Source organism: Alcaligenes aquatilis (genome assembly GCF_003076515.1).
Taxonomy (GTDB): Bacteria; Pseudomonadota; Gammaproteobacteria; order Burkholderiales; family Burkholderiaceae_B; genus Alcaligenes; species Alcaligenes aquatilis.
Window position 1 is genome coordinate 1,706,650 of the sequence record NZ_CP022390.1, and the last position, 21,452, is coordinate 1,728,101.

General features: G+C 54.7%; 19 protein-coding genes. 4 read left to right on the forward strand and 15 right to left on the reverse strand.

The window, feature by feature from the left end; all coding sequences use genetic code 11:
- Positions 1 to 53 precede the first annotated feature (53 nt).
- On the forward strand, positions 54 to 896 hold the full coding sequence (locus CA948_RS07880; RefSeq protein WP_230017723.1) for a TadE/TadG family type IV pilus assembly protein: 843 nt from the start codon (positions 54 to 56) through the stop codon (positions 894 to 896).
- A 362-nt stretch (positions 897 to 1,258) separates the two neighbouring features.
- Here CA948_RS07880 and ftsB read toward each other — a convergent pair whose 3' ends face one another.
- From ftsB to CA948_RS07900, 4 genes are all read right to left on the reverse strand, one after another.
- The gene (ftsB, locus tag CA948_RS07885) at positions 1,259 to 1,600 is read right to left on the reverse strand and encodes a cell division protein FtsB (RefSeq protein WP_230017720.1); all 342 of its coding nucleotides are present in this window, start codon (positions 1,598 to 1,600) and stop codon (positions 1,259 to 1,261) included.
- A 9-nt stretch (positions 1,601 to 1,609) separates the two neighbouring features.
- Positions 1,610 to 2,896, reverse strand: coding sequence for a phosphopyruvate hydratase (eno, locus tag CA948_RS07890; RefSeq protein WP_009456510.1), 1,287 nt, complete (start codon positions 2,894 to 2,896; stop codon positions 1,610 to 1,612).
- 353 nt (positions 2,897 to 3,249) lie between these two features.
- The gene (locus tag CA948_RS07895) at positions 3,250 to 3,696 is read right to left on the reverse strand and encodes a MarR family winged helix-turn-helix transcriptional regulator (RefSeq protein ID WP_094197273.1); all 447 of its coding nucleotides are present in this window, start codon (positions 3,694 to 3,696) and stop codon (positions 3,250 to 3,252) included.
- 2 nt (positions 3,697 to 3,698) lie between these two features.
- On the reverse strand, positions 3,699 to 5,267 hold the full coding sequence (locus CA948_RS07900; protein ID WP_108727738.1) for an MFS transporter: 1,569 nt from the start codon (positions 5,265 to 5,267) through the stop codon (positions 3,699 to 3,701).
- A 163-nt stretch (positions 5,268 to 5,430) separates the two neighbouring features.
- On the opposite strand from CA948_RS07900, the gene CA948_RS07905 reads away from it, so the two are divergent.
- On the forward strand, positions 5,431 to 6,156 hold the full coding sequence (locus CA948_RS07905) for an SDR family NAD(P)-dependent oxidoreductase (RefSeq protein WP_108727739.1): 726 nt from the start codon (positions 5,431 to 5,433) through the stop codon (positions 6,154 to 6,156).
- Positions 6,157 to 6,432: 276 nt separating this feature from the next.
- Here CA948_RS07905 and CA948_RS07910 read toward each other — a convergent pair whose 3' ends face one another.
- The 7 genes from CA948_RS07910 to CA948_RS07940 form a co-directional block, all read right to left on the reverse strand.
- Positions 6,433 to 6,717 (reverse strand): DUF1330 domain-containing protein, encoded by a 285-nt coding sequence (locus CA948_RS07910; protein WP_094197276.1) that lies wholly within the window; start codon positions 6,715 to 6,717, stop codon positions 6,433 to 6,435.
- 19 nt (positions 6,718 to 6,736) lie between these two features.
- Positions 6,737 to 7,588 carry a 3-deoxy-8-phosphooctulonate synthase gene (kdsA, locus tag CA948_RS07915; protein WP_162496900.1) on the reverse strand — a complete coding sequence of 284 codons (852 nt, stop codon included), beginning with the start codon at positions 7,586 to 7,588 and terminating at the stop codon, positions 6,737 to 6,739.
- 131 nt (positions 7,589 to 7,719) lie between these two features.
- Entirely contained in the window at positions 7,720 to 9,366 is a 1,647-nt protein-coding gene (locus CA948_RS07920; protein ID WP_094197277.1) for a CTP synthase, read from the reverse strand.
- A 147-nt stretch (positions 9,367 to 9,513) separates the two neighbouring features.
- Positions 9,514 to 11,292 (reverse strand): aminopeptidase P family protein, encoded by a 1,779-nt coding sequence (locus CA948_RS07925; protein WP_108727740.1) that lies wholly within the window; start codon positions 11,290 to 11,292, stop codon positions 9,514 to 9,516.
- A 93-nt stretch (positions 11,293 to 11,385) separates the two neighbouring features.
- A complete protein-coding gene (locus tag CA948_RS07930) occupies positions 11,386 to 12,039 on the reverse strand; it encodes a CoA transferase subunit B (protein WP_042482349.1) in 654 nt (217 codons plus the stop codon).
- A gap of 19 nt (positions 12,040 to 12,058) precedes the next feature.
- Complete coding sequence (locus CA948_RS07935; RefSeq protein WP_094197279.1) at positions 12,059 to 12,757, reverse strand: CoA transferase subunit A; 699 nt, start codon at positions 12,755 to 12,757, stop codon at positions 12,059 to 12,061.
- Between the two features lie 122 nt (positions 12,758 to 12,879).
- A complete protein-coding gene (locus tag CA948_RS07940) occupies positions 12,880 to 13,302 on the reverse strand; it encodes an acyl-CoA thioesterase (RefSeq protein WP_108727741.1) in 423 nt (140 codons plus the stop codon).
- 182 nt (positions 13,303 to 13,484) lie between these two features.
- Between CA948_RS07940 and CA948_RS07945 the strand changes: the two genes are divergently transcribed.
- Positions 13,485 to 15,131, forward strand: a complete 1,647-nt coding sequence (locus CA948_RS07945; RefSeq protein ID WP_162496901.1) for an electron transfer flavoprotein-ubiquinone oxidoreductase — start codon at positions 13,485 to 13,487, stop codon at positions 15,129 to 15,131.
- A gap of 157 nt (positions 15,132 to 15,288) precedes the next feature.
- Here the strand turns inward: CA948_RS07945 and CA948_RS07950 are convergent, their stop codons facing one another.
- The 3 genes from CA948_RS07950 to CA948_RS07960 all read right to left on the reverse strand — a co-directional run bounded on the left by CA948_RS07950 (position 15,289) and on the right by CA948_RS07960 (position 19,747).
- Positions 15,289 to 16,185 (reverse strand): DMT family transporter, encoded by an 897-nt coding sequence (locus CA948_RS07950; RefSeq protein WP_230017715.1) that lies wholly within the window; start codon positions 16,183 to 16,185, stop codon positions 15,289 to 15,291.
- A gap of 163 nt (positions 16,186 to 16,348) precedes the next feature.
- Complete coding sequence (gene acs / locus CA948_RS07955) at positions 16,349 to 18,334, reverse strand: acetate--CoA ligase (RefSeq protein ID WP_108727743.1); 1,986 nt, start codon at positions 18,332 to 18,334, stop codon at positions 16,349 to 16,351.
- 96 nt (positions 18,335 to 18,430) lie between these two features.
- Positions 18,431 to 19,747 (reverse strand): MFS transporter, encoded by a 1,317-nt coding sequence (locus CA948_RS07960; RefSeq protein WP_162496902.1) that lies wholly within the window; start codon positions 19,745 to 19,747, stop codon positions 18,431 to 18,433.
- 334 nt (positions 19,748 to 20,081) lie between these two features.
- On the opposite strand from CA948_RS07960, the gene CA948_RS07965 reads away from it, so the two are divergent.
- Positions 20,082 to 20,801 (forward strand): C40 family peptidase, encoded by a 720-nt coding sequence (locus tag CA948_RS07965; RefSeq protein WP_395013561.1) that lies wholly within the window; start codon positions 20,082 to 20,084, stop codon positions 20,799 to 20,801.
- A 109-nt stretch (positions 20,802 to 20,910) separates the two neighbouring features.
- Here CA948_RS07965 and CA948_RS07970 read toward each other — a convergent pair whose 3' ends face one another.
- A complete protein-coding gene (locus CA948_RS07970) occupies positions 20,911 to 21,246 on the reverse strand; it encodes a DUF2325 domain-containing protein (RefSeq protein WP_009456553.1) in 336 nt (111 codons plus the stop codon).
- Between the last annotated feature and the right edge of the window lie 206 nt (positions 21,247 to 21,452).

The following is a 21,452-nucleotide window of genomic DNA, read 5'->3' on the forward strand; positions in this document are numbered from 1 at the left end:
ACGAGACACTACGCTCGCACAAGTCCCTCTATCGGGCTAGAAGACAGTCAGCCATGATGACAACCATCATGGCTGATTTTTTTTCTTCACTCCATCGTCAATCCGGCTTGGCTGGCTCTCACATCATGGGAGCCCTGCTGGCCATCATCCTACTTAGCTGGCTGGTGCTGGACGTGCTGACGCTGTACTCCTTGCGCGTACGCCTACAGCACGGCCTGTTACAGGCCGCACGCCAGGCCAGCGTGCATCATGCCCAGCCTGAAACCATTGCCTTGGCATTCGGCCAAACACTGGCCGCTGCCAACGTGCCCCTACACGATCAGTGGCAAATCCAGATTCTGTCTCCCTCAGTGCAGGCTTTTATGCAGTACGGCAAGCCCTCCGGGCAGCATAAGGGGCGTGCAAGTATTACCCAAGGCTGGCAGGCGCTGCAAGACGGGCAAGCCAGCCACGGCGGCCCCAGCATCTACCAGGCCAACACACTGCACTTGTACCTGCTCTATGCCCATAAGCCAGGGCCTCTTTCCTTGCTTCGCCTGCTACCCAAGTTTGCCGCCAGTATGCCCAGTCCTTCAGGTTCTGCAGCGGTCTGGCTACGCCTGGAAATCAGACACCCTATGCAGTCCGATGCAGTGCAGTGGGATGACTTAGCTGACGGTCGAGTTATCTATACCCAGCAAACTGAAAACGCGCTTGCCTTGCCAGTTTCCCAAACAGGCTGGTCAGCAGATAGAGAGCCAGCGGGAATACCATCGACGGATGGGAGTGGTCGTCTGCCCTCATGGAATGACTCTGTTCAAGGACCAGGTGATGGCACCCACTCTCCAGGACCTGCCGCCCCCACCCCAGACTCAGGAGGAGCTGACTCCCTGCCCCCAAACCCCGCCTGCTACTAACTGCAGCGCGACCCAAGGCGGGCGTCAGGTGTCGGCGGCATAGGACGCTATAAACGCATTCCTGCCCAAGCGGGAGACAGAATTACAACCCGTTGTGGCCGTAGTCAGGGCAGTAAAAAAGACCAAGGAGAAAGAAAGTGCAGATAAGGCGATCACAAAACCCACAAAGCCAAAGGGACTTCATAGCCACTACGCCACTAACTCTTATCCTGAGATGACTGGCACTTAAAACCAAGTCCCATTCAGGCCCACATCCAAGGGGCGCAACAAAGCCCGGATCAACGACCCAAACATAAGGTAGAAGAATAATCAGAACTGAACTGGCTGATCAGCCATTCCAGCAGCGCCTTGCGCGCTACTTCTTAGCGTGGGCTAGCTGTCGTGGCAGCCGAACCACCGGGAGGCACGATCTGCACAAAGATCTCGCCTTCACGCATCATGCCAAACTCGCTACGGGCCCGCTCTTCAACGGCATGAGTACCCGAACGTAAATCTTGAACCTCAGCCAGCAAAGCGTTATTACGCGCTGTCAGGGCTTCATTGGTTTCTTTTTGCGCGACCAGCTTGGTCTGCATTTGCCGTACGTCCAGCCAACCGCCTTTGCCCCACCATAAAGCGTAATGGGTTACCAGGGTCAAACACAGCAGGAGCAGAACGATCAGGCGCATGGCGATATAAGAACCGGGTCTTACGACCCGGTCCATCAAACAGAATTAGCGCAGATTATAGAACGCTTCGCGACCTGGGAAGGTAGCAACTTCTGCCAATTCTTCCTCAATACGCAACAACTGGTTGTACTTGGACATGCGATCAGAACGGGACAAGGAGCCTGTTTTGATCTGCATGGCGTTCGTCGCCACCGCGATGTCCGCAATGGTGGAATCTTCGGTTTCACCCGAGCGGTGCGAAATCACGGCGGTGTAACCAGCGCGCTTGGCCATCTCAATAGCGGCAAAGGTTTCGGTCAGGGTGCCGATCTGGTTGATCTTGATCAGGATCGAGTTACCGATACCCAACTCGATCCCTTTCTTCAGAATCTTGGTGTTGGTCACAAACAAATCGTCACCAACCAACTGGATCTTGTCGCCCAATTGCTGGCTCAGAATGCGCCAGCCGTCCCAATCGTCTTCGGCCATGCCGTCTTCGATGGAGATGATGGGGTACTTGTCGCACCAGTTGGCCAACAGGTTGGCAAAGTCTTGCGAGCTCAGGGACACACCGCCTTCGCCAGCCAGGTGGTATTTACCATCGCGGTAGAACTCGGAAGCCGCGCAGTCCAGGGCCAGAGCAATCTGGGTGCCAGGCTCGTAGCCAGCTTGCTCGATAGCACGCAGAATCAGCTCGATCGCGGCTTCGTGGTTGGCCACGTTCGGAGCAAAACCACCCTCATCGCCCACCGCAGTGGACATGCCCTGATCGTGGATCAGGCCTTTGAGGGTGTGGAAAACTTCTGCACCCATACGCAGCGATTCGCGGAAGCTCTTGGCACCCACGGGCATGATCATGAACTCTTGCAAGTCCAGGGTGTTGTTGGCGTGTGCGCCACCGTTGATGACGTTCATCATCGGCACAGGCATGGCCATGGCACCGCTGCCACCAAAGTAACGGTACAGGGACAGACCCGAATCATCAGCAGCGGCACGGGCCACCGCCATACTGGCAGCCAGCATGGCGTTCGCGCCCAGGCGGCTCTTGTCTTCGGTGCCGTCCAGCTCGATCAGGGTGCGATCGATAAAGGTTTGTTCTTGAGCATCCAAACCCATCAAGGCTTCGGAGATCTCTGTGTTCAGGTTCTCGACAGCGCGCAAAACACCTTTGCCCAGGTAACGGCTCTTGTCACCATCACGCAGCTCCAACGCTTCGCGAGCGCCAGTGGATGCACCAGAAGGAACGGAGGCACGCCCCATAGCGCCCGATTCGAGCAATACATCACACTCCACCGTTGGATTACCACGGGAGTCCAGAATCTCGCGGCCAATAATATCTACGATTGCACTCATGATTTTGACAGTCCTGCCTGAAGTAGCATTAAGCTAGATAAGTTAAACAATCCTGCTGCCGGGCGTATCGCCGTAAACCGATATGAAGATCAGCTTGAAAAGGCGCCTAGCCTGGAAGTTGAAAAGATCAGCAAGCGCGACAGCTATAGTGCAATCAGCGCCCCTGCCCTCCTGCTAAAACAGGATTGTACCTGCCCATGACACAGCCGTGCCATGTCTGGTCTCGAAAGCTGGAAAAAAGCCGGGACTCCAGCCCCTGCCTTCGTCCTGATCGAAACCGGCACATGTTTATTATCACCAGAAATTCCGAGACTAGGCGGCGTCTCTGTAAATACAAAAAGTACCGATACGTCTCAAAGTAAATCTTTGTCGGCCGCTTTCAACAAGGCGCTTTCCCAGTTGCCCAGCAAAGTGATCAACTGGTTCAAGTCCTGGTCGGAGAAATCTTGCAGCATGGCCTCCACCAGGCGGCGGCGACGCGGCAAGGTGGCCTCAACCAGCTCACGGCCAGCAGGACTTAGGCGCACATTGGTCAGCCGATTATCCTGCTCATCGGTGAAGCGCTCAACCAGCCCCAAGGACTCAATGCTTTTAAGCTGCCGTGTCACCGCAGCCGGATCAATGCGCAGCAAGCGAACCAACTGCTTTTGAGACAGGCAGCCGTTCTCTTGGTACAAGCCAATCAGGACACGCCAGCGTGGCAAGGGCATGCCCAACTGCTGGTCAAACGCCGCCATCAGACTGCGATAGGTGCGCCCCAATTGCTGAGCCGCTTGAAGTTGCGGAAATTCATTCATCATGTTCAAGACTGTTCTTGACGATTAAACCGTATTGGCGGCACTTTACGTACCCAATAGAAACACCAGACTATCAGCAGCAAGGTCACGGCCATACCCATATTGACGGCATGCGCCAGAGCATCGCGGGCCAAGCCCAGATACATCTGCCCGTCCAGCCCGGCCTGCTCCAGAAACTGTGACTGCTGGCTTGCACTCATCAAGACTTGCGGGTCTTGCAGCGCGTTAACGACATTTGCAGGCAAAGCCGTCAATTGCGTGCGGATGGATTCGCCATATTGGTAATTGATCAAGGCTCCGACAACAGCAGTTCCCAACATGCCGCCCACCATGCGCATGGACTGTAGCATGGCCGTGGCAATCCCCAGCATGGAACGCTCTACAATTTCCTGCGCAAACACCGTCAAATTCGGCATGATGAAACCAACCCCGGTTCCGGCAATCGTGGCGTACAGGACAAAATGCCAGTGCGGATCGGTTTTCTGGATGAACACCATGCCCAGACAGGCAATCGTCAACAACGTCAAGCCCAGGTACAACATCAGGGTGGGACGACGCAGCCGCGTAATCATACGGCCATTAATGATACTGCCCACCGTAATGAACACCACCAAGGGGGTGACCAATAAACCGGCTGTTTGAGGGCGTAGACCATACCCCCCTTGCAACAACAAAGGCGCGTAGAACAAGAGACCAAACAGGATAAAGCCCAAACCGGCAGACAGAACCAGCAAGGAGAATTGAGCAGGACTACTGAACAGAACCAAGGGCAACAAAGGTTCCGCAACCCGCCGCTCCCAACTGACCAATAAGACAAAAGCGGCCACACTACACAGCCCCAACAAGACCATCAAATAGCTGCCACCATAGTGAGGCAGCAGCTCTACCAATAGTTGAACACAGGCCAAACCGACCATCAGCAAAAAAGCGCCCAGATAATCCAGGCGAACTTGGGTTTGACGAAAGTGACGAATCTGCGGCAGGTAGCGATAGACAAAATACAGGCTGAGTAAGCCAACAGGCAGGTTGACATAGAACACAGAGCGCCAGCCGTAGTGCTCGGTCAAAATCCCACCCAGAAAAGGCCCTATCCCGTTCGCAATCCCAAAGGACGCGCTAAGCATCACTTGCCAGCGCAAACGCACACGAGGATCGGGAAACAGATCAGGCACACAGGCAAATGCCGTCCCTACCAACATGCCCCCGGCTATGCCCTGCAAGGCCCGCGCAAGTACCAACTGCAGCATGCTTTGCGCCATGCCACAGAATACAGAGGCCAAGGTAAAAAGGACAATGGACACCAGCACGAAGCGGCGGCGTCCATAAAAATCCCCCAAGCGACCAAAGATAGGCACGGTAATCACCGAAGTCAGCAAATACGCGGTTGCCACCCAGGCATACAGCTCAAAGCCATGCAACTCGGACACGATGGTGGGTAAGGCTGTCCCTACCACGGTCTGATCAATGGCTACCAACATCACTACAAAACACAAACCCATCATCGCTAATATAGATTCTGTGACTGACAAGACACGCCCCGGCGTCTTCTGCGTCGATTCTGCTGCGTTTACCATTTCTATTGACCACACAATTATTGCCTAGTCAACGATTCTACGGGGGACTGAAAAACCTGACAAGTACGGCCTGAATCAACCCCTGTCCCGCCATCCCGATACACAATAACGATCACCTGCAGAGCCATGCTCTCCACGCACATCTGTTCCACAGGAAAACAGTATGAATATCATGATTATTGGTGCCAGCATGGGTCTGGGTCGCGCCTTGATGGACGGCTTGGCCCAAGATGGCAACACGCTGTATGGTGTGGCCAGACGGCCACCCAGCACCTTGGCCAGCTCCCTGCACCCAGACCCCAGCGCACATCAGCATTGGATCAGCGCCGACTTGTCCGAGCCTGACGCCGCCAGCCAATTGGCAACCGCCTGCCCGGACTTGCTGGATGTCCTGATCTATAACCTGGGAATCTGGGAAGACACGGCATTCAGCCCGGAATACGATTTTCTATCGCAGTCCGATCAAGCTTTGCGCCGCCTGGTTGATGTAAACCTGACCGGCGCGTTATTGGCTATACGCCACTTGCTGCCCAATATGCTGCGCAGCAGCCAGCCCCGCTTGATTCTGACAGGCTCCACTTCGGGCCTTCGCCAAAGCGGTCGACCGGAAGTTGCTTTCGGGGCAACGAAATTTGCCTTGAGTGGTTTAGCTGACAGCCTGCGCGAAGGTTATAGGGATCAAGGCCTGGCCGTCACGTGTCTGCAACTGGGCTATCTGAATACGGGAGATGGCCTGGATGTTCCGCTGCGGACTGCCGCTGAACGGGACCAAGGCGAGACAATTCCAGTCCATGACGTCCTCACCATTGTGCGCAGCCTGCTGCAACTGTCTCCCGCCAGTTTTGTCCGCGAGCTTACTCTGCCTGCCCTGCGTGATCCACGTTTTTAAACCGCAAGCGTCGCCACGTATTCACAAGGGGCATGGGACGATAAGGAAAGGAAAAAGCACTCTCTGCGGCTGATAGAGCACCTGGTGACGCTGAAAAATCCGCCCGCTCGCACCTGCCTTCAGGCACAAAGACATTCGGCATTCGAGAGCATCAAAACAAGAGCAACGCCTTCAGGCAATAGTGGTCGAGCAGGTCGGATCTATGCCTGCAAACATTGAAAAAGGGAGTGTTTTCGCACTCCCTTTTTCTGCCTGTCTAGATGGAATAGCCTGTTTTTACAGACCTTGCACCACGTACATGGTCATTTTGGCCGCACCTTCACGCGCTTTACGGGCACGACGGTATTCCTCGGAATCATGAAAAGCCTGGGCCTGTTCCAGCGTGTCGAACTCCATGACCACGGTACGCAAAGGCGCATTGCCTTCCAGAGCGACCGTTTCGCCACCACGCACCAACACTTTCACATTGTGAGCTTTCAGGGCAAGGCTGGAAAACTCCTGGTACTGCTTGTACTGTTCGGGGTTGCTTACTTCGACATTCGCAATCAAATATGCAGGCATACTGTCTCCAAAACTATTTTTAATAGCCGTGCTGCAGGGCACCGCTGTTTTTAACAATCGAATCGATCTGTTGCAGCGTCCGCAGCAAATCTGACATCTGTGACAGGGGAACGGCATTGGGGCCATCAGACAAGGCCTTGTCCGGATTAGGATGAGTCTCCATGAACACGCCAGCCACACCTGCTGCAACTGCGGCACGCGCCAGCACGGGAACAAACTCACGCTGACCACCCGACGAGGTGCCCTGCCCACCCGGCAACTGCACCGAGTGAGTGGCATCGAACACGACCGGGCAATCCGTGGCGCGCATGATCGCCAAAGAGCGCATATCGGATACCAGATTGTTGTAGCCAAACGAAGCGCCACGCTCACAGACCATAATGGTGGAGCCATCACCGCCCATTTCCATTGCCGCTGCACGTGCTTTTGCCACCACCTGAATCATATCCTGAGGCGCCAGGAACTGGCCTTTCTTGATATTCACAGGTTTCAGGGTAGCGGCACAGGCTTGAATAAAGTCGGTCTGACGGCATAGAAAAGCGGGGGTTTGCAATACGTCCACCACGGCTGCCACATCATCGACCTGATCTTTGTCGTGCACATCGGTCAGGACCGGCACTTTATAGTGTGAGCGCACATCCGCCAAAATCTGCAGACCTTCCGCCATGCCGGGACCACGATAGGACTTATCCGAGCTCCGGTTGGCCTTGTCAAACGAGCTTTTGTAGATAAAGGGGATACCCAGAGCCGAGGTAATCTCGGCGAGTTGACCCGCTGTATCAAACGCCATTTGACGCGACTCAATCACACAAGGGCCAGCGATCAGAAAAAAGGGGCGATCCAGGCCAACATCGTAACCGCATAAATCCATAATAGACCTCGTTTCAGTATTGCTGCATTCTCCCACATTCCAGACAGCGATGCTGCATCACCGTGCAGCATACTTGTCTGCCTAAATGAAAAAGCCCGCATAGCGCGGGCCTTTTCAGTCATACCAAGTTATCAAGCCGTTTTTTTCTGGCGCTCCAGAGCAGCTTTGATATAGCTGGTAAACAGCGGGTGGCCATCACGCGGGGTCGAGGTGAATTCCGGATGGAATTGCACGCCCATGAACCAAGGATGATCAGGCAGTTCCATGATTTCTGGCAGGTTCTCGGTAGGAGTACGAGCCGAGATTACCATACCCACTTCTTCCAGGCGCGGCACGTACAAGGTGTTGACCTCGAAGCGGTGACGGTGGCGCTCGTTGACTTCTGGGCCATAAATGGCTTCAGCGCGCGAACCAGGTTTCACGGGGCAACGCTGTGCGCCCTTGCGCATGGTGCCGCCCAGATCGGAGGTGCCATCACGGTGTTCAATCTTACCTTCACGATCAGCCCATTCGGTAATCAGGGCCACTACCGGGTGCACGGCGGATGGATCGAACTCGGTAGAGTTCGCGCCCACCAGATTGCCCACATTGCGAGCAAACTCGACCACGGCCAATTGCATGCCCAGGCAAATGCCCAGGAATGGCACGCCGTTTTCACGAGCGTATTGAATGGCGCGAATCTTGCCTTCAGTACCACGTTTGCCAAAGCCACCTGGGACCAGAATGGCATCCAGACCTTTCAAGCAATCCGTACCTTCATTCTCGATCACTTCGGAATCCAGGTACTCGATATTGATACGGGTGCGAGTATGGATACCGGCATGAACCAGCGCTTCGCTTAGCGACTTGTAGGATTCGGTCAGGTCTACGTACTTGCCAACCATACCAATGCGTACTTCGTGCTCTGGATTCTCCTGTGCCTGGACCAAACGATCCCACATGGAAAGATCTGCCGGTGGAGGCGACAAGGCCAAGGCATCGCACACCAAGCTGTCCAGACCTTGCTTGTGCAGCATGGCTGGAATCTTGTAAATGGAATCCGCATCCCAAACCGAAATCACGGCGTCCATGGGCACGTTGGAGAACAGCGAAATCTTGGCTAGCTCGTCATCAGGAATGACACGATCGGCTCGGCACAGCAAAGCATGGGGGTGAATACCGATTTCACGCAGCTTTTGCACCGAGTGCTGGGTAGGTTTGGTCTTGAGTTCGCCAGCCGATGCAATGAAAGGCACCAGTGTCAGGTGAACAAAAGCGGTGTTGTTACGGCCCAGGCGTAGGTTCATCTGGCGGGCAGCTTCCAGGAAAGGCTGGGATTCGATGTCACCCACTGTGCCGCCAATCTCGACGATGGCAACATCAGCCTCGCCATTGTAGGCAGCCTTGGCGCCACGAATGATGAAGTCCTGGATTTCGTTGGTGATGTGCGGGATAACCTGCACGGTCTTGCCCAGATAATCCCCGCGACGCTCTTTGCGCAGCACGGATTCGTAAATCTGGCCCGTGGTGAAGTTGTTGACCTTGCGCATGCGAGCGGAAATAAAGCGCTCGTAGTGGCCCAGGTCCAGGTCAGTTTCCGCACCATCCTCAGTAACAAACACTTCACCGTGCTGGAAGGGGCTCATGGTGCCCGGGTCTACGTTGATGTAGGGATCCAGCTTGAGCATAGTCACGCGCAAACCGCGGGACTCCAGGATGGCAGCCAGGGATGCAGCCGCAATACCTTTGCCCAGGGAGGACACAACGCCTCCCGTTACGAATACATATTTGGTGGTCATTATAAAAGGCGCCTGAGGTCAAATCAGGCGATAGCGGGAAATTTGGATTATAACGGCAAGCGCCCATGCTTGGCGACCCGACAAGTGGCATTTCACAGCGGAAATACCACTTGTCCTTGCAACTATTGACAACAGCAGACGGTGCGATCAGATCGCCTGCGTCCTTTGCTCAAGCCATGTACGTGCCTCACCCTGAACACGGGGCAAGAGACGTTCGCGCACTTGCTGATGATATTCATTGAGCCACTGACGCTCGGCAGCGGTCAGTAGTGCGGCATCTATACAACGCGTATCAATGGGGCACAAGGTCAGGGTTTCAAAACGCAGAAATTGCCCGTACTCGCTGCGCATGGCTGGTACCGCCGCCACCAGATTCTCGATACGAATGCCCCACTGGCCGGGACGATACAAGCCAGGCTCGTTGGACGTAATCATACCGGCACGCATGGCCGAATGAGGTCCGATACGGCCTCGCCAGGAGATAGACTGCGGACCTTCATGCACATTCATGAAGTACCCCACGCCATGTCCGGTGCCATGACCGAAGTCCAGCCCCTGTTCCCACAAAGGCTGACGCGCCAGCACATCAATTTGCTGACCGGCAATGCCTTCCGGGAACACCAGCATGGACAAGGACACCATGCCTTTGAGCACCAGCGTGAAGTCACGAATCTGCTCGGCAGATACCTGCCCCACCGGCACCACTCGGGTGATGTCCGTCGTCCCCCCCTGATACTGCCCGCCCGAATCGATCAGCAACAGGCCATTGCCATCAATACGGGCATGGGACTGCTGGGTAGCCTGATAGTGCGGCATGGCGCCATTGGCGTTATAAGCAGCAATCGTGCCAAAACTAGGGCTGACAAAGCCTTCCTGACGAGCACGGGCAGCGCAGATATGTTCATCCACATCCAGCTCGTTCACGTCGCTTTGCTGCTCAAACCAGGCAAAGAACTCGCATAAGGCAGCGCCGTCTTTTTCCATGGTTTCACGCACATGATCCAGCTCGGCATCGGTCTTGCAGGACTTGAGCAATTGAGCGGGATTGATGTACTCCACTACATTCAAATGTGCCGCCAGTTGCGCCGCCCAAGCCGTGGTCCGCGCCATATCCAGCAGGATAGGCATGGACGCGGGTAAAGCACGCATGAAGGACGACAACTCGGTATAGCCTTGAACTTGCACGCCGTCCAAAGCCAGCGCCTCCTGTATGCCTGCCGACAGCTTGTTGCTATCCACAAACAGAAATGCCTGATCCGGGCCAATCAACAAGTACGACAGGAACACCGGGTTATAGGACACATCACTGCCGCGCAGATTCAGGGTCCAGGCAATATCATCCAGTGCGCTCAGCAAATGCCAATGGGCGCCCTGCTCCTGCATGGCGGCCCGGGTGCTGCTCAAGTTTTCCTGACGAGTACGGCAGGCAAAAGGGGGCAGATGCTCCACCACCTGGCCAACAGGCGCAGCAGGCCGGTCCGTCCAGATCGGGCTGAGCAAATCGGCTTCCAGCACCCACTCCAGCTCCGGCGTGGCCTTTTGCCAGGCCAGCAGACTTTGTGCCGACACCGACTGGCTATCGAGCGCGACTCGCGACTGGGCAGGCAAATGCTCCGCCAGCCAATTGGCTGGCTCCGGCACGCCGGCCTCGCCGGCACGTTGCAATTGAATGCCGCTACCGTCCAGCTCCTTGGCTGCCTGCTCCCAATAACGGCTATCGGTCCACAAGCCGGCCCAATCGGCCGTCACCACCAGGAGCCCGGCCGATCCGACAAATCCGCTGAGCCACTGACGGCTTTTCCAGCGATCAGGCAGGTATTCAGACAGATGAGGGTCGGATGTAGGCCAGATGCTTGCCTGCACGGACTGAAATTGCATTTGTTCGCGCAGCGCCTGCAAGCGTGCGGCAACGGGGGGATGGGCCATGCCAACTTCCTTTACATAAACAGCGTTCACGCACCGATCAAACATAAAAAAAGCTCCGACTCGCGCCGAAGCTTTTTAAGCCAGAGAGACCGATCAGGCCACCGCACTGACGTCCAGCGGGACGCCTGTCTTGGACTGAATGTACTCAAGGCTGACTTCTGGTGCCAACTCAAGCAACTTTAAACCATTTTCCGTCACTTCCATCACTCCCAGATCGGTAATGATGAGGTCAACCACCCCCACGCCTGTCAGGGGCAAGGTGCAAGCAGGCAGAATTTTCAGGTCTTCCGTGCCATCTTTCTTGGTGGCCACGTGCTCCATCAGGACCACGACACGGCCAACGCCAGCGACCAGATCCATGGCACCGCCCATGCCCTTGATCATCTTGCCAGGGATCATCCAGTTGGCCAGATCACCCTTTTCCGACACCTGCATGGCGCCCAGAATCGCGATATTGATCTTGCCGCCACGAATCATGGCAAACGAGTCTGCCGAGGAAAAAATGGACGAACCGGGCAAGGTGGTGATGGTTTGCTTGCCAGCGTTGATAAGGTCCGCATCAATCTTGTCTTCGGTCGGAAAGGGGCCAATGCCCAGCAAACCGTTTTCCGATTGCAGCCAGACTTCAATGCCCTCGGGCACGTGGTTGGCAACCAGCGTAGGCAAACCAATACCCAGGTTGACGTAAAAGCCGTCCTGAAGCTCCAGGGCGGCGCGTGCCGCCATTTGATCTCTATTCCAAGCCATTATTATCTTGCCTCGCTAATCAGGAAGAACGAACGGTACGCTGTTCAATGCGCTTTTCAGGCTGTGCATTGAGCACGATACGGTGCACATAAATACCGGGCAAATGCACATCATCCGGGTCCAGGCTGCCGGTCTCGACAATTTCCTCGACCTCGACAATGGTGATCTTGCCAGCCATGGCCACGTTCGGGTTGAAGTTGCGCGCGGTCTTGCGAAACACCAGGTTGCCGCTGCGGTCGGCCTTGTAAGCTTTGACCAGTGACACATCGGGCACCAGGGCCTCTTCCATCACGTATTGCTGACCGTTGAACTCGCGAATTTCCTTACCCTCAGCCACGATGGTGCCCACGCCTGTTGCGGTAAAGAAAGCAGGAATGCCTGCACCACCGGCACGCAACTTTTCAGCCAGTGTGCCCTGAGGGGTGAAGTCCAGCTCCAGCTCGCCGGCCAGATACTGACGTTCAAACTCTTTGTTCTCGCCCACGTAGGAGGAAATCATCTTGCGGATCTGACGAGTTTCCAACAACTGACCCAGACCAAAGCCATCCACCCCGGCATTATTGCTAATGCAGGTCAGGTTTTTGACTCCGCTATCGCGCAGCGCAGCAATCAGCGCTTCGGGAATTCCGCACAAGCCGAATCCACCTACCGCGACTGTCTGTCCGTCGGCAACGACTCCCTGCAACGCCTCCTTGGCGCTTGGATAGACTTTATTCAATTGACTCTCCAATAACTCTTTAATTGGCCTAAACAGCAAACTTTGTCCAATAATGCCGCTATGCACCATAAGGTGCTATCAGGCATTCTACGACTTGACTACGCTTTCCGTATACGTAAAGCTTAACCCTGAAAAACCGAGTGTATCTGTTTACGCTCATCTTCGGTCCAAGGTTGAGAGCCACCTTGGGGGTTAATGGACACTAGCACACAGCGACCACGTGCATAAATGACATCAGCTTGATTTGCGTCACCTACAAAGACTTCCAGCTCAATGCTGCTGCCGCCGACTTTCAATAATTTATGCACAATCCGAACAGTCGCCGGATACAGGATCGAACGCAGGAAATCCAGGCTGGCATGAGCCAGCACCCCGGTACGTGGAGAAGGTGGCACCATGCCCAGCTTCATCATTAACTGGACACGCGCTTCCTCGATGTAGCGAAAGTAAACCGTATTGTTAACATGATTCATGGCATCCAGATCGCCCCAGCGTACGGCAATATCAAAAGTGGCTCCTGCACCAGAATCTACTACTTGTGTCATTACATGCTCTCCTTACTGATATTTACTGATGAACCCGGAAGCGGACGGACACCCCCCCTAGCCTCTGAACTCAAAACGGGATTGCTCAGACTACAATACAATCGACCGTACGCACAGTACACGAATTTCACCCGCCAACAATCAAGAACAAAGCGCTAAGCCGTAATAGGAGATCAGCAGCAATGTCTGAACGTGAATCGATGGAATATGACGTTATTATCGTCGGCGCTGGCCCTGCTGGTCTGGCCACCGCGATACGTCTTAAACAGCTCGCCCAAGAAAAAGAACAAGAAATCAGCGTCTGTATCCTGGAAAAAGGCGCTGAAGTGGGGGCCCATATCCTGTCCGGCGCCGTCATGGATACGCGCGCGCTGGACGAACTGTTGCCGGACTGGAAAGCGCAAGGCGCCCCCATTTCGGTAGAAGTGACCGAAGACAAATTCCTGTTCCTGACCGAAAAAGGCGCACGCAGCACTCCCATGTGGTTGCTGCCCGACTGCTTCAAGAACCATGGCAATTACATCGTCCGCCTGGGCAATGTCGTGCAATGGATGGGTGAACAGGCCGAGGCCCTGGGCGTGGATATATTCCCCGGCTTTGCCGCTGCCCACATTCTGTACGACGAGCAAGGCGCGGTACGTGGTGTTTTGACCGGTGACATGGGCGTGGCCCGTGACGGCACCCACACCTCCCACTACCAGCCTGGCATGGAATTGCTGGCGTCCTACACGATTTTTGCCGAAGGCTCGCGTGGCCACCTGGGCCGTGAGCTGACCGAACGCTTCAAGCTGGACGAATCCCGCAATGCACAAAGCTACGGCATTGGCATTAAAGAGCTGTGGGAAGTCGATCCATCCCAGTCCCAGCCCGGTCTGGTGATTCACACCGCTGGCTGGCCTCTGGATTCAGACACCTACGGTGGCTCCTTCCTGTACCACCTGGATAACAATCTGGTCATGGTCGGGATGGTGGTGGGTCTGGATTATGCCAATCCCTGGCTGTCTCCCTTTGAAGAGTTCCAGCGTTACAAAACTCACCCTGCCCTGCGCGCCACATTTGAAGGCGGCAAGCGCATTGCTTACGGGGCTCGTTCCCTGACGGCCGGTGGTTTGCTGGCACTACCCAAACTCAGCTTCCCCGGTGGCGCACTGGTCGGTTGTGATGCGGGCTTCCTGAATGCCTCACGCATCAAGGGTAGCCACGCTGCCATCAAATCCGGTTCCCTGGCCGCTGAAGCCGCTTTCGAAGCCTTGCAAGCGGGTCGCAAGCAGGACGAACTGTCGCAATATGCCGAGAATTTCAAACAGTCCTGGCTGCATGAGGAACTGAACAAGGCCCGTAACTTCAAGCAATGGTTCAAGAAAGGTCGCTCGATTGCGTCCGTCATGACCTTTGTGGAGCAAGGTCTGCTCAAAGGCAAAATGCCCTGGACGCTACGTAACAACAAGCCTGACCACGCCTGTTTGCAGCCGGCAGCCGAATGCGCCCGCATCGACTACCCCAAGCCTGATGGCAAGATCACCTTCGATCGTCTCAGTTCCGTGTTTATTTCAAACACCAACCACGAAGAAGATGAACCTGTTCACCTGACGCTGAAGGATCCATCCGTGCCTGTAGCCGTAAACCTGGCTCGTTACGGTGGCCCTGAAGCCCGCTTCTGTCCGGCCGGCGTGTACGAGTTCATCAAGACCGAAACCGGCGACGACAAGCTGCAGATCAATGCACAGAACTGTGTGCACTGCAAAACCTGTGATATTAAAGACCCTACCCAAAATATCGTCTGGGTGCCTCCACAAGGTGGTGAAGGTCCGGTGTACAACGGCATGTAAAAATAACTCTGGCCTTGGCGATAACACCAAGGCCAGACAGTTTGATGCTGAAAAAAACCACCCACTGAACTGCACCCCAAAAGTTGGACATTGATCCAACCTTTGGGGTGTTTTTCATGGCGAAATACAATAGTCAGTTCACACGCGGGTGGTTTTTTTAAGTTCTTTTTGATTTGCGCGATCGGCTGGGCCAGTTAACGACAAATAGCCCCAGTAGAATCAGGCCAGTTCCCATCAACTCCAATTGAGTGGGCCATTCGTCCAACAGCAACCAGGCCAGCAGAACGGTCAGTGCAGGCACACCCAAGCTGGACATACCAGCCAAGGTCGCGCTGACGCGGCTGACCACCGCCATCCAAAGCAACCAACCCACGCCAGTGGCGATCACACCCAGATACAACACACCGCTAAACATTTGCCACTCCATCACCAAAGAGCGCTGGGGGATCAAGAAACTCAAGGGCAGGACAATGACCACTCCCAAAAGGCATTGCCAGACTGTGGCGTTAAGCAGCTCAACACGATGACGTTCAAATAGCTGCTTGGAGTAAATTGCCCCCAAGGCCCAACTCACACCGCTGAGCGTTGCCAAAACAGAACCCAGTATGCCGCCCATTCCCTTCCAAGGCGCGATCAGGAGCATCAAACCCAAAATCGCAGGCACCATACCCATTACGTGGCGCTTTTGGGGACGCTGTCCCAACATGGGCCAGGACAGCAACAAGATCCAGATGGGCATGGTGTAAGCCAGGGCAACCATCTTGCCCGCCCCACCCACCTGCAAGGAAAACTGGCTAAGCAGCTGAAATCCAGTGGTCTGGAAAATGGCCACACCCAGACTCAGCTTCCAGGGTGTGGGCCGCAAATGTCCGCCTTTAAGACGCAGCACCAACCATAAGAAAACGAATGCCACTGCATAGCGTGCTGCAATCAGATCAACTGGCCCGATGTAGAGGGTCATCGCCTTCATCACGACCCAGCTCATGCCCCAGGTCAGCACCACCAAACCCATCAGCGCCAAAGCACCCCTGTCTGCCTGCTGTTCCCCACTCAAACCTTTCCCCTTTTCTTTGAATTCATGGACCGATGTTTTGACCACGGACTCAATGCTAGGCTAATTCCGTATTGAGCAGGTCTCAAAGACACAATAATCAGAAGCAATAAAAAAACCCTGGCTCCGGAAAGAAACCAGGGTCAAACAGGAACTACCAAAAAACTTAGTGTGCTTCGGACAACTGATCCAAAATTGCTGGGTTTTCCAGCGTGGATACGTCTTGCGTAATCGGCTCGTTATTGGCAACAAAACGCAGCAGACGACGCATGATCTTGCCCGAACGTGTCTTGGGCAGGTTCTCGCCGAAGCGGATCTCACGAGGCTTGGCGATAGGACCAATTTCCTTGCCTACCCAATTGCGCAGATCGGCGGCAACCTTGTCGGCCTCTTCGCCCGATGGCAGATCGCCATTGAGCACCACAAACGCCACAATGGCTTCACCCGTCGTTGGGTCAGGCTTGCCCACAACAGCCGCTTCAGCCACCAGTGGGTGGGCAACCAAAGCCGACTCCACTTCCATCGTGCCCAAACGGTGGCCCGAGACGTTCAACACATCGTCAATACGGCCCATGACCCAGAAATAGCCGTCGGTATCACGCTGCGCACCATCACCGGCCAGGTAATAGCCTTTGAGCTCAGGCGGAAAGTAGCTTTTCACGAAGCGATCCGGGTCACCCCAGATGGTGCGTATCATATTGGGCCAAGGCTTGCGAATGACCAGGAAACCGCCGTTGCCGCGCTCGACCTCCTCACCTACCTCATCCACAATCGCCACGTCCATGCCGGGAAATGGCAAACCGCAGGAGCCGGGTTTCAATGGAGTGGCGCCTGGCAAGGGAGTAATGACGTGACCGCCCGTTTCAGTTTGCCACCAGGTATCCACAATGGGGCAACGCTCGCGGCCCACATTCTTGAAATACCACATCCAAGCTTCAGGGTTGATGGGCTCGCCCACCGAACCAATAATACGCAGGCTATCCAGATTGTATTGTTTGGGGTGAATGGCCTCGTCCGCTTCGGCTGCCTTGGTCAAGGAGCGAATAGCGGTAGGTGCCGTGTAGAACACCGTCACGCCGTGGCGCTCAATCATGTTCCAGAAACGGCCAGCATCCGGATAGGTAGGCACGCCTTCAAACACGACTTGTGTCACGCCAGCGGCCAGAGGGCCGTAGGTGATGAAGGTGTGGCCTGTTACCCAACCGATGTCGGCTGTACACCAGAACACATCGCTGTCTTTGGCATCGAAGGTCCACTGTACGCTCAGCATGGCACCTAGCAGGTAGCCAGCCGAAGAGTGCTGCACGCCTTTAGGCTTGCCAGTGGAGCCAGAGGTGTACAGAACAAACAGAGGGTGTTCTGCATTCACGGACACGGCTGGGCAATCGCTGCTTTGGCCCTTGACGGCATCTTCCCACCACAGGTCACGGCCTTCGTGCCAGGCAACAGGCCCGCCTGTACGCTTGTACACGATAACGTGACGCACGGCTTCGCAGTCGCCTCCGCTCAGGGCTTCGTCAACTGCATTTTTCAAAGGGATGGCACGGCCACCGCGACGTTGCTCGTCAGCGGTAATGACCAAGGTAGCGCCCACGTCCACCGCACGTTCGTGCAGACTCTTGGCCGAGAAACCACCAAACACCACAGAGTGGGTAATACCCAAACGGGCACATGCCTGCATGGCCACAATGGCTTGCACCGACATGGGCATATAGATCAGGGCGCGTTCGCCGGTTTTGTAGCCCAGGGCTTTCAAACCATTGGCAAACTGGCAAACTTGTTCGTACAGCTCGCGGAAGGTCACTTTAGTGACTTCGCCACCGTCAGCTTCAAAGATCAGCGCGGTTTTGTTTTCGGTGGGTGTGCCCAGGTGCTTGTCCAGACAGTTAGCCGAGACGTTCAGCTCACCATCATAGAACCACTTGTAAAACGGGGGCTTGCTATCGTCCAGAACCTGGGTGAAAGGCTTGGTCCAGACCAGACGATCACGGGCCAACTCCGCCCAGTAGCCGGGATAATCCTGCTCGGCCTTCTGACAAAGCTCCTGGTAGGCTGCCATGCCAGCGATGCGAGCATCGCGTTCCAGATCCGGGAACACGGGAAATACCCGACTTTCCGACAGGACGGATTCAATAGACGTTGGACCGCTCATAGTTTGGCTCCTTTATTTTCCAGATTTGGTGTTTTTTTTGGGATGCGCAAGGGCAGCCCAGCTTAATTTTATATAAACGTAACGTGCCTTACTTACTCAATCCTGACAACTGAGATCGGCTTGATTCTTGGCCAAAATGCCACGCGGAAAATTCAAACGCGACAGGATCAGCAGGCCCGCCAGAAAAAACAATCCCGTGCAGGTCAGAGCCAAACGGTGGTTTCCACCACTTAGCCAAGTCACCAGGCCATAAGACAGCGGACCACATACGGCAGCCAACTGAATGGCAAAAGTCCACAAGGCGAAAAACTCGGCCAAACGGCTCTTGGGTGCCAACAAGCCCACCATGGCCCGACCCGCACTTTGACTACTTCCTATACATAGCCCGGCAACGGCTGCTGCGGTCCAAAATCCGGCCAAAGAACGCGTACTGACCGCAATCCCCACCATGACTAGCCAAGCGCACAGCGTCAGTGCCAACGCACGCCGATGGCCAATGCGATCTTGTACATGGCCAAACAGCAAAGCCCCCACCGCTGCCGCGATATTGACGGTAAAAATCAAGGCCATGGTTTGCGCCATCGTAAAGCCCATGGCCTCAGTGGCGTACACCGCTGACAAGGTAATAATGACGGCAATCCCGGCCTGATAGGCAGCACCACACAACAACAAGGTGCGGAAATCGGGAAAATGCTGATGCACATCGCGCGCCGATGCAATCAAACGCGACAGCATGCCTTGCTGCTCTGCGCCACTAGGTGCACTGCGTTCGCGCAGAAACAAAAAAGAAGGCAAGGCCGACAGAGCAAACAAGGTAGCCGTAATCAAAGCAATGCCCGGTACATACTCCTGAGCCGTCCAGCCCTGCGACGTTGCCCAGGTCAAGAAACCGAGAGACAGCCCCAAAGCCAACATACCCCCAAAATAGCCAAAACCCCAGCCCCAACCGGAGACTCGTCCCAAGGCGTCAGGCCGAGCGATTTCCGGTAAGAAAGCGCCGATAACGGACTCGCCTATGCAGTAGCAATAATTGGATAACGCAATGAAAACCAGAGCCCAGACAATGTCATTGGGGCCGGCCCAATACAACATCACGGTTGCCAACACGCAACCTATGGTGCTGCTAAACAAAAGCCGTCTTTTGCCTTGACGGGCATCGGCTTTTGCACCGAGTCCGGGCATGGTCAACATGATGCTTAAATACGAAGCAGACAAGGCCAAGGTCCATGCCAAGGTAGCCCAACTGCGGCCTTCAGCGATCACACCTACAAAATAGGCACTGTAAACACTGGTCAAAATCACGGTGGTGTAGCCAGAGTTTGCAAAATCGTACATGGCCCAAGCCCACAACTCACGCAGCCGTACTCCTTCATTTAGTGCTTTCCCTAGGGCTTGTCCTATAAATCGCATCATTCAATCTCTATAAACAGTAAAACTTCGCTCTATTTCGGTTAATTTCCTGCAAGCCACCCAAAAGAGCACTGGACCCATGAACAGGGCCTGAAAACCGCTGCCAGCCACACTTTGCAACTGTATGATTCAATCGCAAAATACACTCCTACAATGCTTTACGGTGCAATTATCATCCGGTACACTGCTTAGCACTCAACGCACAGCAACGTTCGGCAAAGTATGGTGCTTTTAGCCATACTTACAGCCCTGATACCCATCAATTGCTGCTAATTTCAGCAAAAATAGGCATCAAGGTTGTGCTGCTGCCCACCAAGTCCTTAAAAAAGCCCTGGTCATGCCGCCACATTACCTGAATCCACCCGCACTTTTGCATATTACTTATCGCAGCGCCAAGTATCTTTTGTTAGCCGGTGCGCTAGCCTTAACCGGGTGCGCCACCACTGGAACTCAACAGTCCAGCCAGAACAAAGATCGTGCAGAGCTGGATCACGCTTACTACGCCGATTACGAATTCCAGACCGAGTCCGACCCGTTAGGTACGTATCTGGCCAATCGCGCTCGCAACGACATTAATATTGCGTATAGCAGCGATCGTCGCCAAGGGCGTACCGAAAGCCGCAGCAGCCGAAACGCTTCCTCTAACCATGGCTTGGCCACCACTGCCCTTAATTTTCTGGGCGTGAAGTACAGCTTTGGTGGCGACGCTCCCAGCACTGGCTTTGATTGCAGTGGCCTAGTGTCTTATGTCGCTGAAAAATCCCTGGGACTGAAACTGCCCCGCCAATCCAAAGACATTGCTAAAGAAGGCATCTCAGTTAACCGTAGCGAGCTGCGCAAAGGCGACCTGGTTTTCTTCAATACCCGTGGCGCTCGTTTTTCTCACGTAGGCATTTACTTGGGCGATGACAAATTTGTTCATGCGCCTCGCACTGGCGCCGTAGTACGCGTTGAGAGCATGCAAGTGGGTTACTGGAAAAAACGCTATAACGGTGCACGGCGTTTGGCCGCTGCCGATACCCAGCAATCCGAAGCCCGTCTGCGTAGCGTCAAGTAAAGACCGCCCTGCTGCCATTTCAGGCAATACACAAAAAAGCCACTGTTTCATCACAGTGGCTTTTTTTCTTACAGACTCCTTCTTTGCCCCAGTAAGTCATGCCGCCAATCTAGTGGCTCTTGGACTTACCGAGCGGACAAGACTCACAATAGCCGCATTGGGTTAAGGCTTGCTTCATACTGCAAACCGAGCGTCGGCAGGCGACCACTCGAATACCGGACTTCAAGGCAGCGGCCCGGAAGGTTTTCATGACGTTGTGACCCAGGAAATCGGTCAGGAGAATCAACAAATCGGTGCCGGAAGGCAACTGCAGGGTTTTTTTCTGATGCGCGGGATCACGACCGCTAATATGGTGTTTGATCGAAATATTGTGGATCTTGAGCAGGTCGGGAATATTCCCCAGACGGTCTGCTCCAACCACGACTGCACTGACGTATTGAGACACAGAAAGCTCCATTGGCTAAGAAAGTTGGATAATGATAATCATTCTTATTATCATAGTCAATTGAGCCGATAGCTTGTTTCAATTTTTACTTATAACCTTCGACCATAAGTCTTACCAACTTTGCAATCATCCACTGGCAGCACAACAAACAAGAAGAGCCACCGTGTGATCACGATGGCTCTGTTACCAGCCCAACAGCCGCTGCT

Coding starts and splice junctions, on each gene's coding strand:
- CA948_RS07880 (WP_230017723.1), top strand. CDS start 54: ATGATGACAACCATCATGGCTGATTTTTTTTCTTCACTCCATCGTCAA.
- ftsB (WP_230017720.1), bottom strand. CDS start 1,600: ATGGACCGGGTCGTAAGACCCGGTTCTTATATCGCCATGCGCCTGATC.
- eno (WP_009456510.1), bottom strand. CDS start 2,896: ATGAGTGCAATCGTAGATATTATTGGCCGCGAGATTCTGGACTCCCGT.
- CA948_RS07895 (WP_094197273.1), bottom strand. CDS start 3,696: ATGATGAATGAATTTCCGCAACTTCAAGCGGCTCAGCAATTGGGGCGC.
- CA948_RS07900 (WP_108727738.1), bottom strand. CDS start 5,267: ATGGTAAACGCAGCAGAATCGACGCAGAAGACGCCGGGGCGTGTCTTG.
- CA948_RS07905 (WP_108727739.1), top strand. CDS start 5,431: ATGAATATCATGATTATTGGTGCCAGCATGGGTCTGGGTCGCGCCTTG.
- CA948_RS07910 (WP_094197276.1), bottom strand. CDS start 6,717: ATGCCTGCATATTTGATTGCGAATGTCGAAGTAAGCAACCCCGAACAG.
- kdsA (WP_162496900.1), bottom strand. CDS start 7,588: ATGGATTTATGCGGTTACGATGTTGGCCTGGATCGCCCCTTTTTTCTG.
- CA948_RS07920 (WP_094197277.1), bottom strand. CDS start 9,366: ATGACCACCAAATATGTATTCGTAACGGGAGGCGTTGTGTCCTCCCTG.
- CA948_RS07925 (WP_108727740.1), bottom strand. CDS start 11,292: ATGGCCCATCCCCCCGTTGCCGCACGCTTGCAGGCGCTGCGCGAACAA.
- CA948_RS07930 (WP_042482349.1), bottom strand. CDS start 12,039: ATGGCTTGGAATAGAGATCAAATGGCGGCACGCGCCGCCCTGGAGCTT.
- CA948_RS07940 (WP_108727741.1), bottom strand. CDS start 13,302: ATGACACAAGTAGTAGATTCTGGTGCAGGAGCCACTTTTGATATTGCC.
- CA948_RS07945 (WP_162496901.1), top strand. CDS start 13,485: ATGTCTGAACGTGAATCGATGGAATATGACGTTATTATCGTCGGCGCT.
- acs (WP_108727743.1), bottom strand. CDS start 18,334: ATGAGCGGTCCAACGTCTATTGAATCCGTCCTGTCGGAAAGTCGGGTA.
- CA948_RS07960 (WP_162496902.1), bottom strand. CDS start 19,747: ATGATGCGATTTATAGGACAAGCCCTAGGGAAAGCACTAAATGAAGGA.
- CA948_RS07965 (WP_395013561.1), top strand. CDS start 20,082: ATGCCGCCACATTACCTGAATCCACCCGCACTTTTGCATATTACTTAT.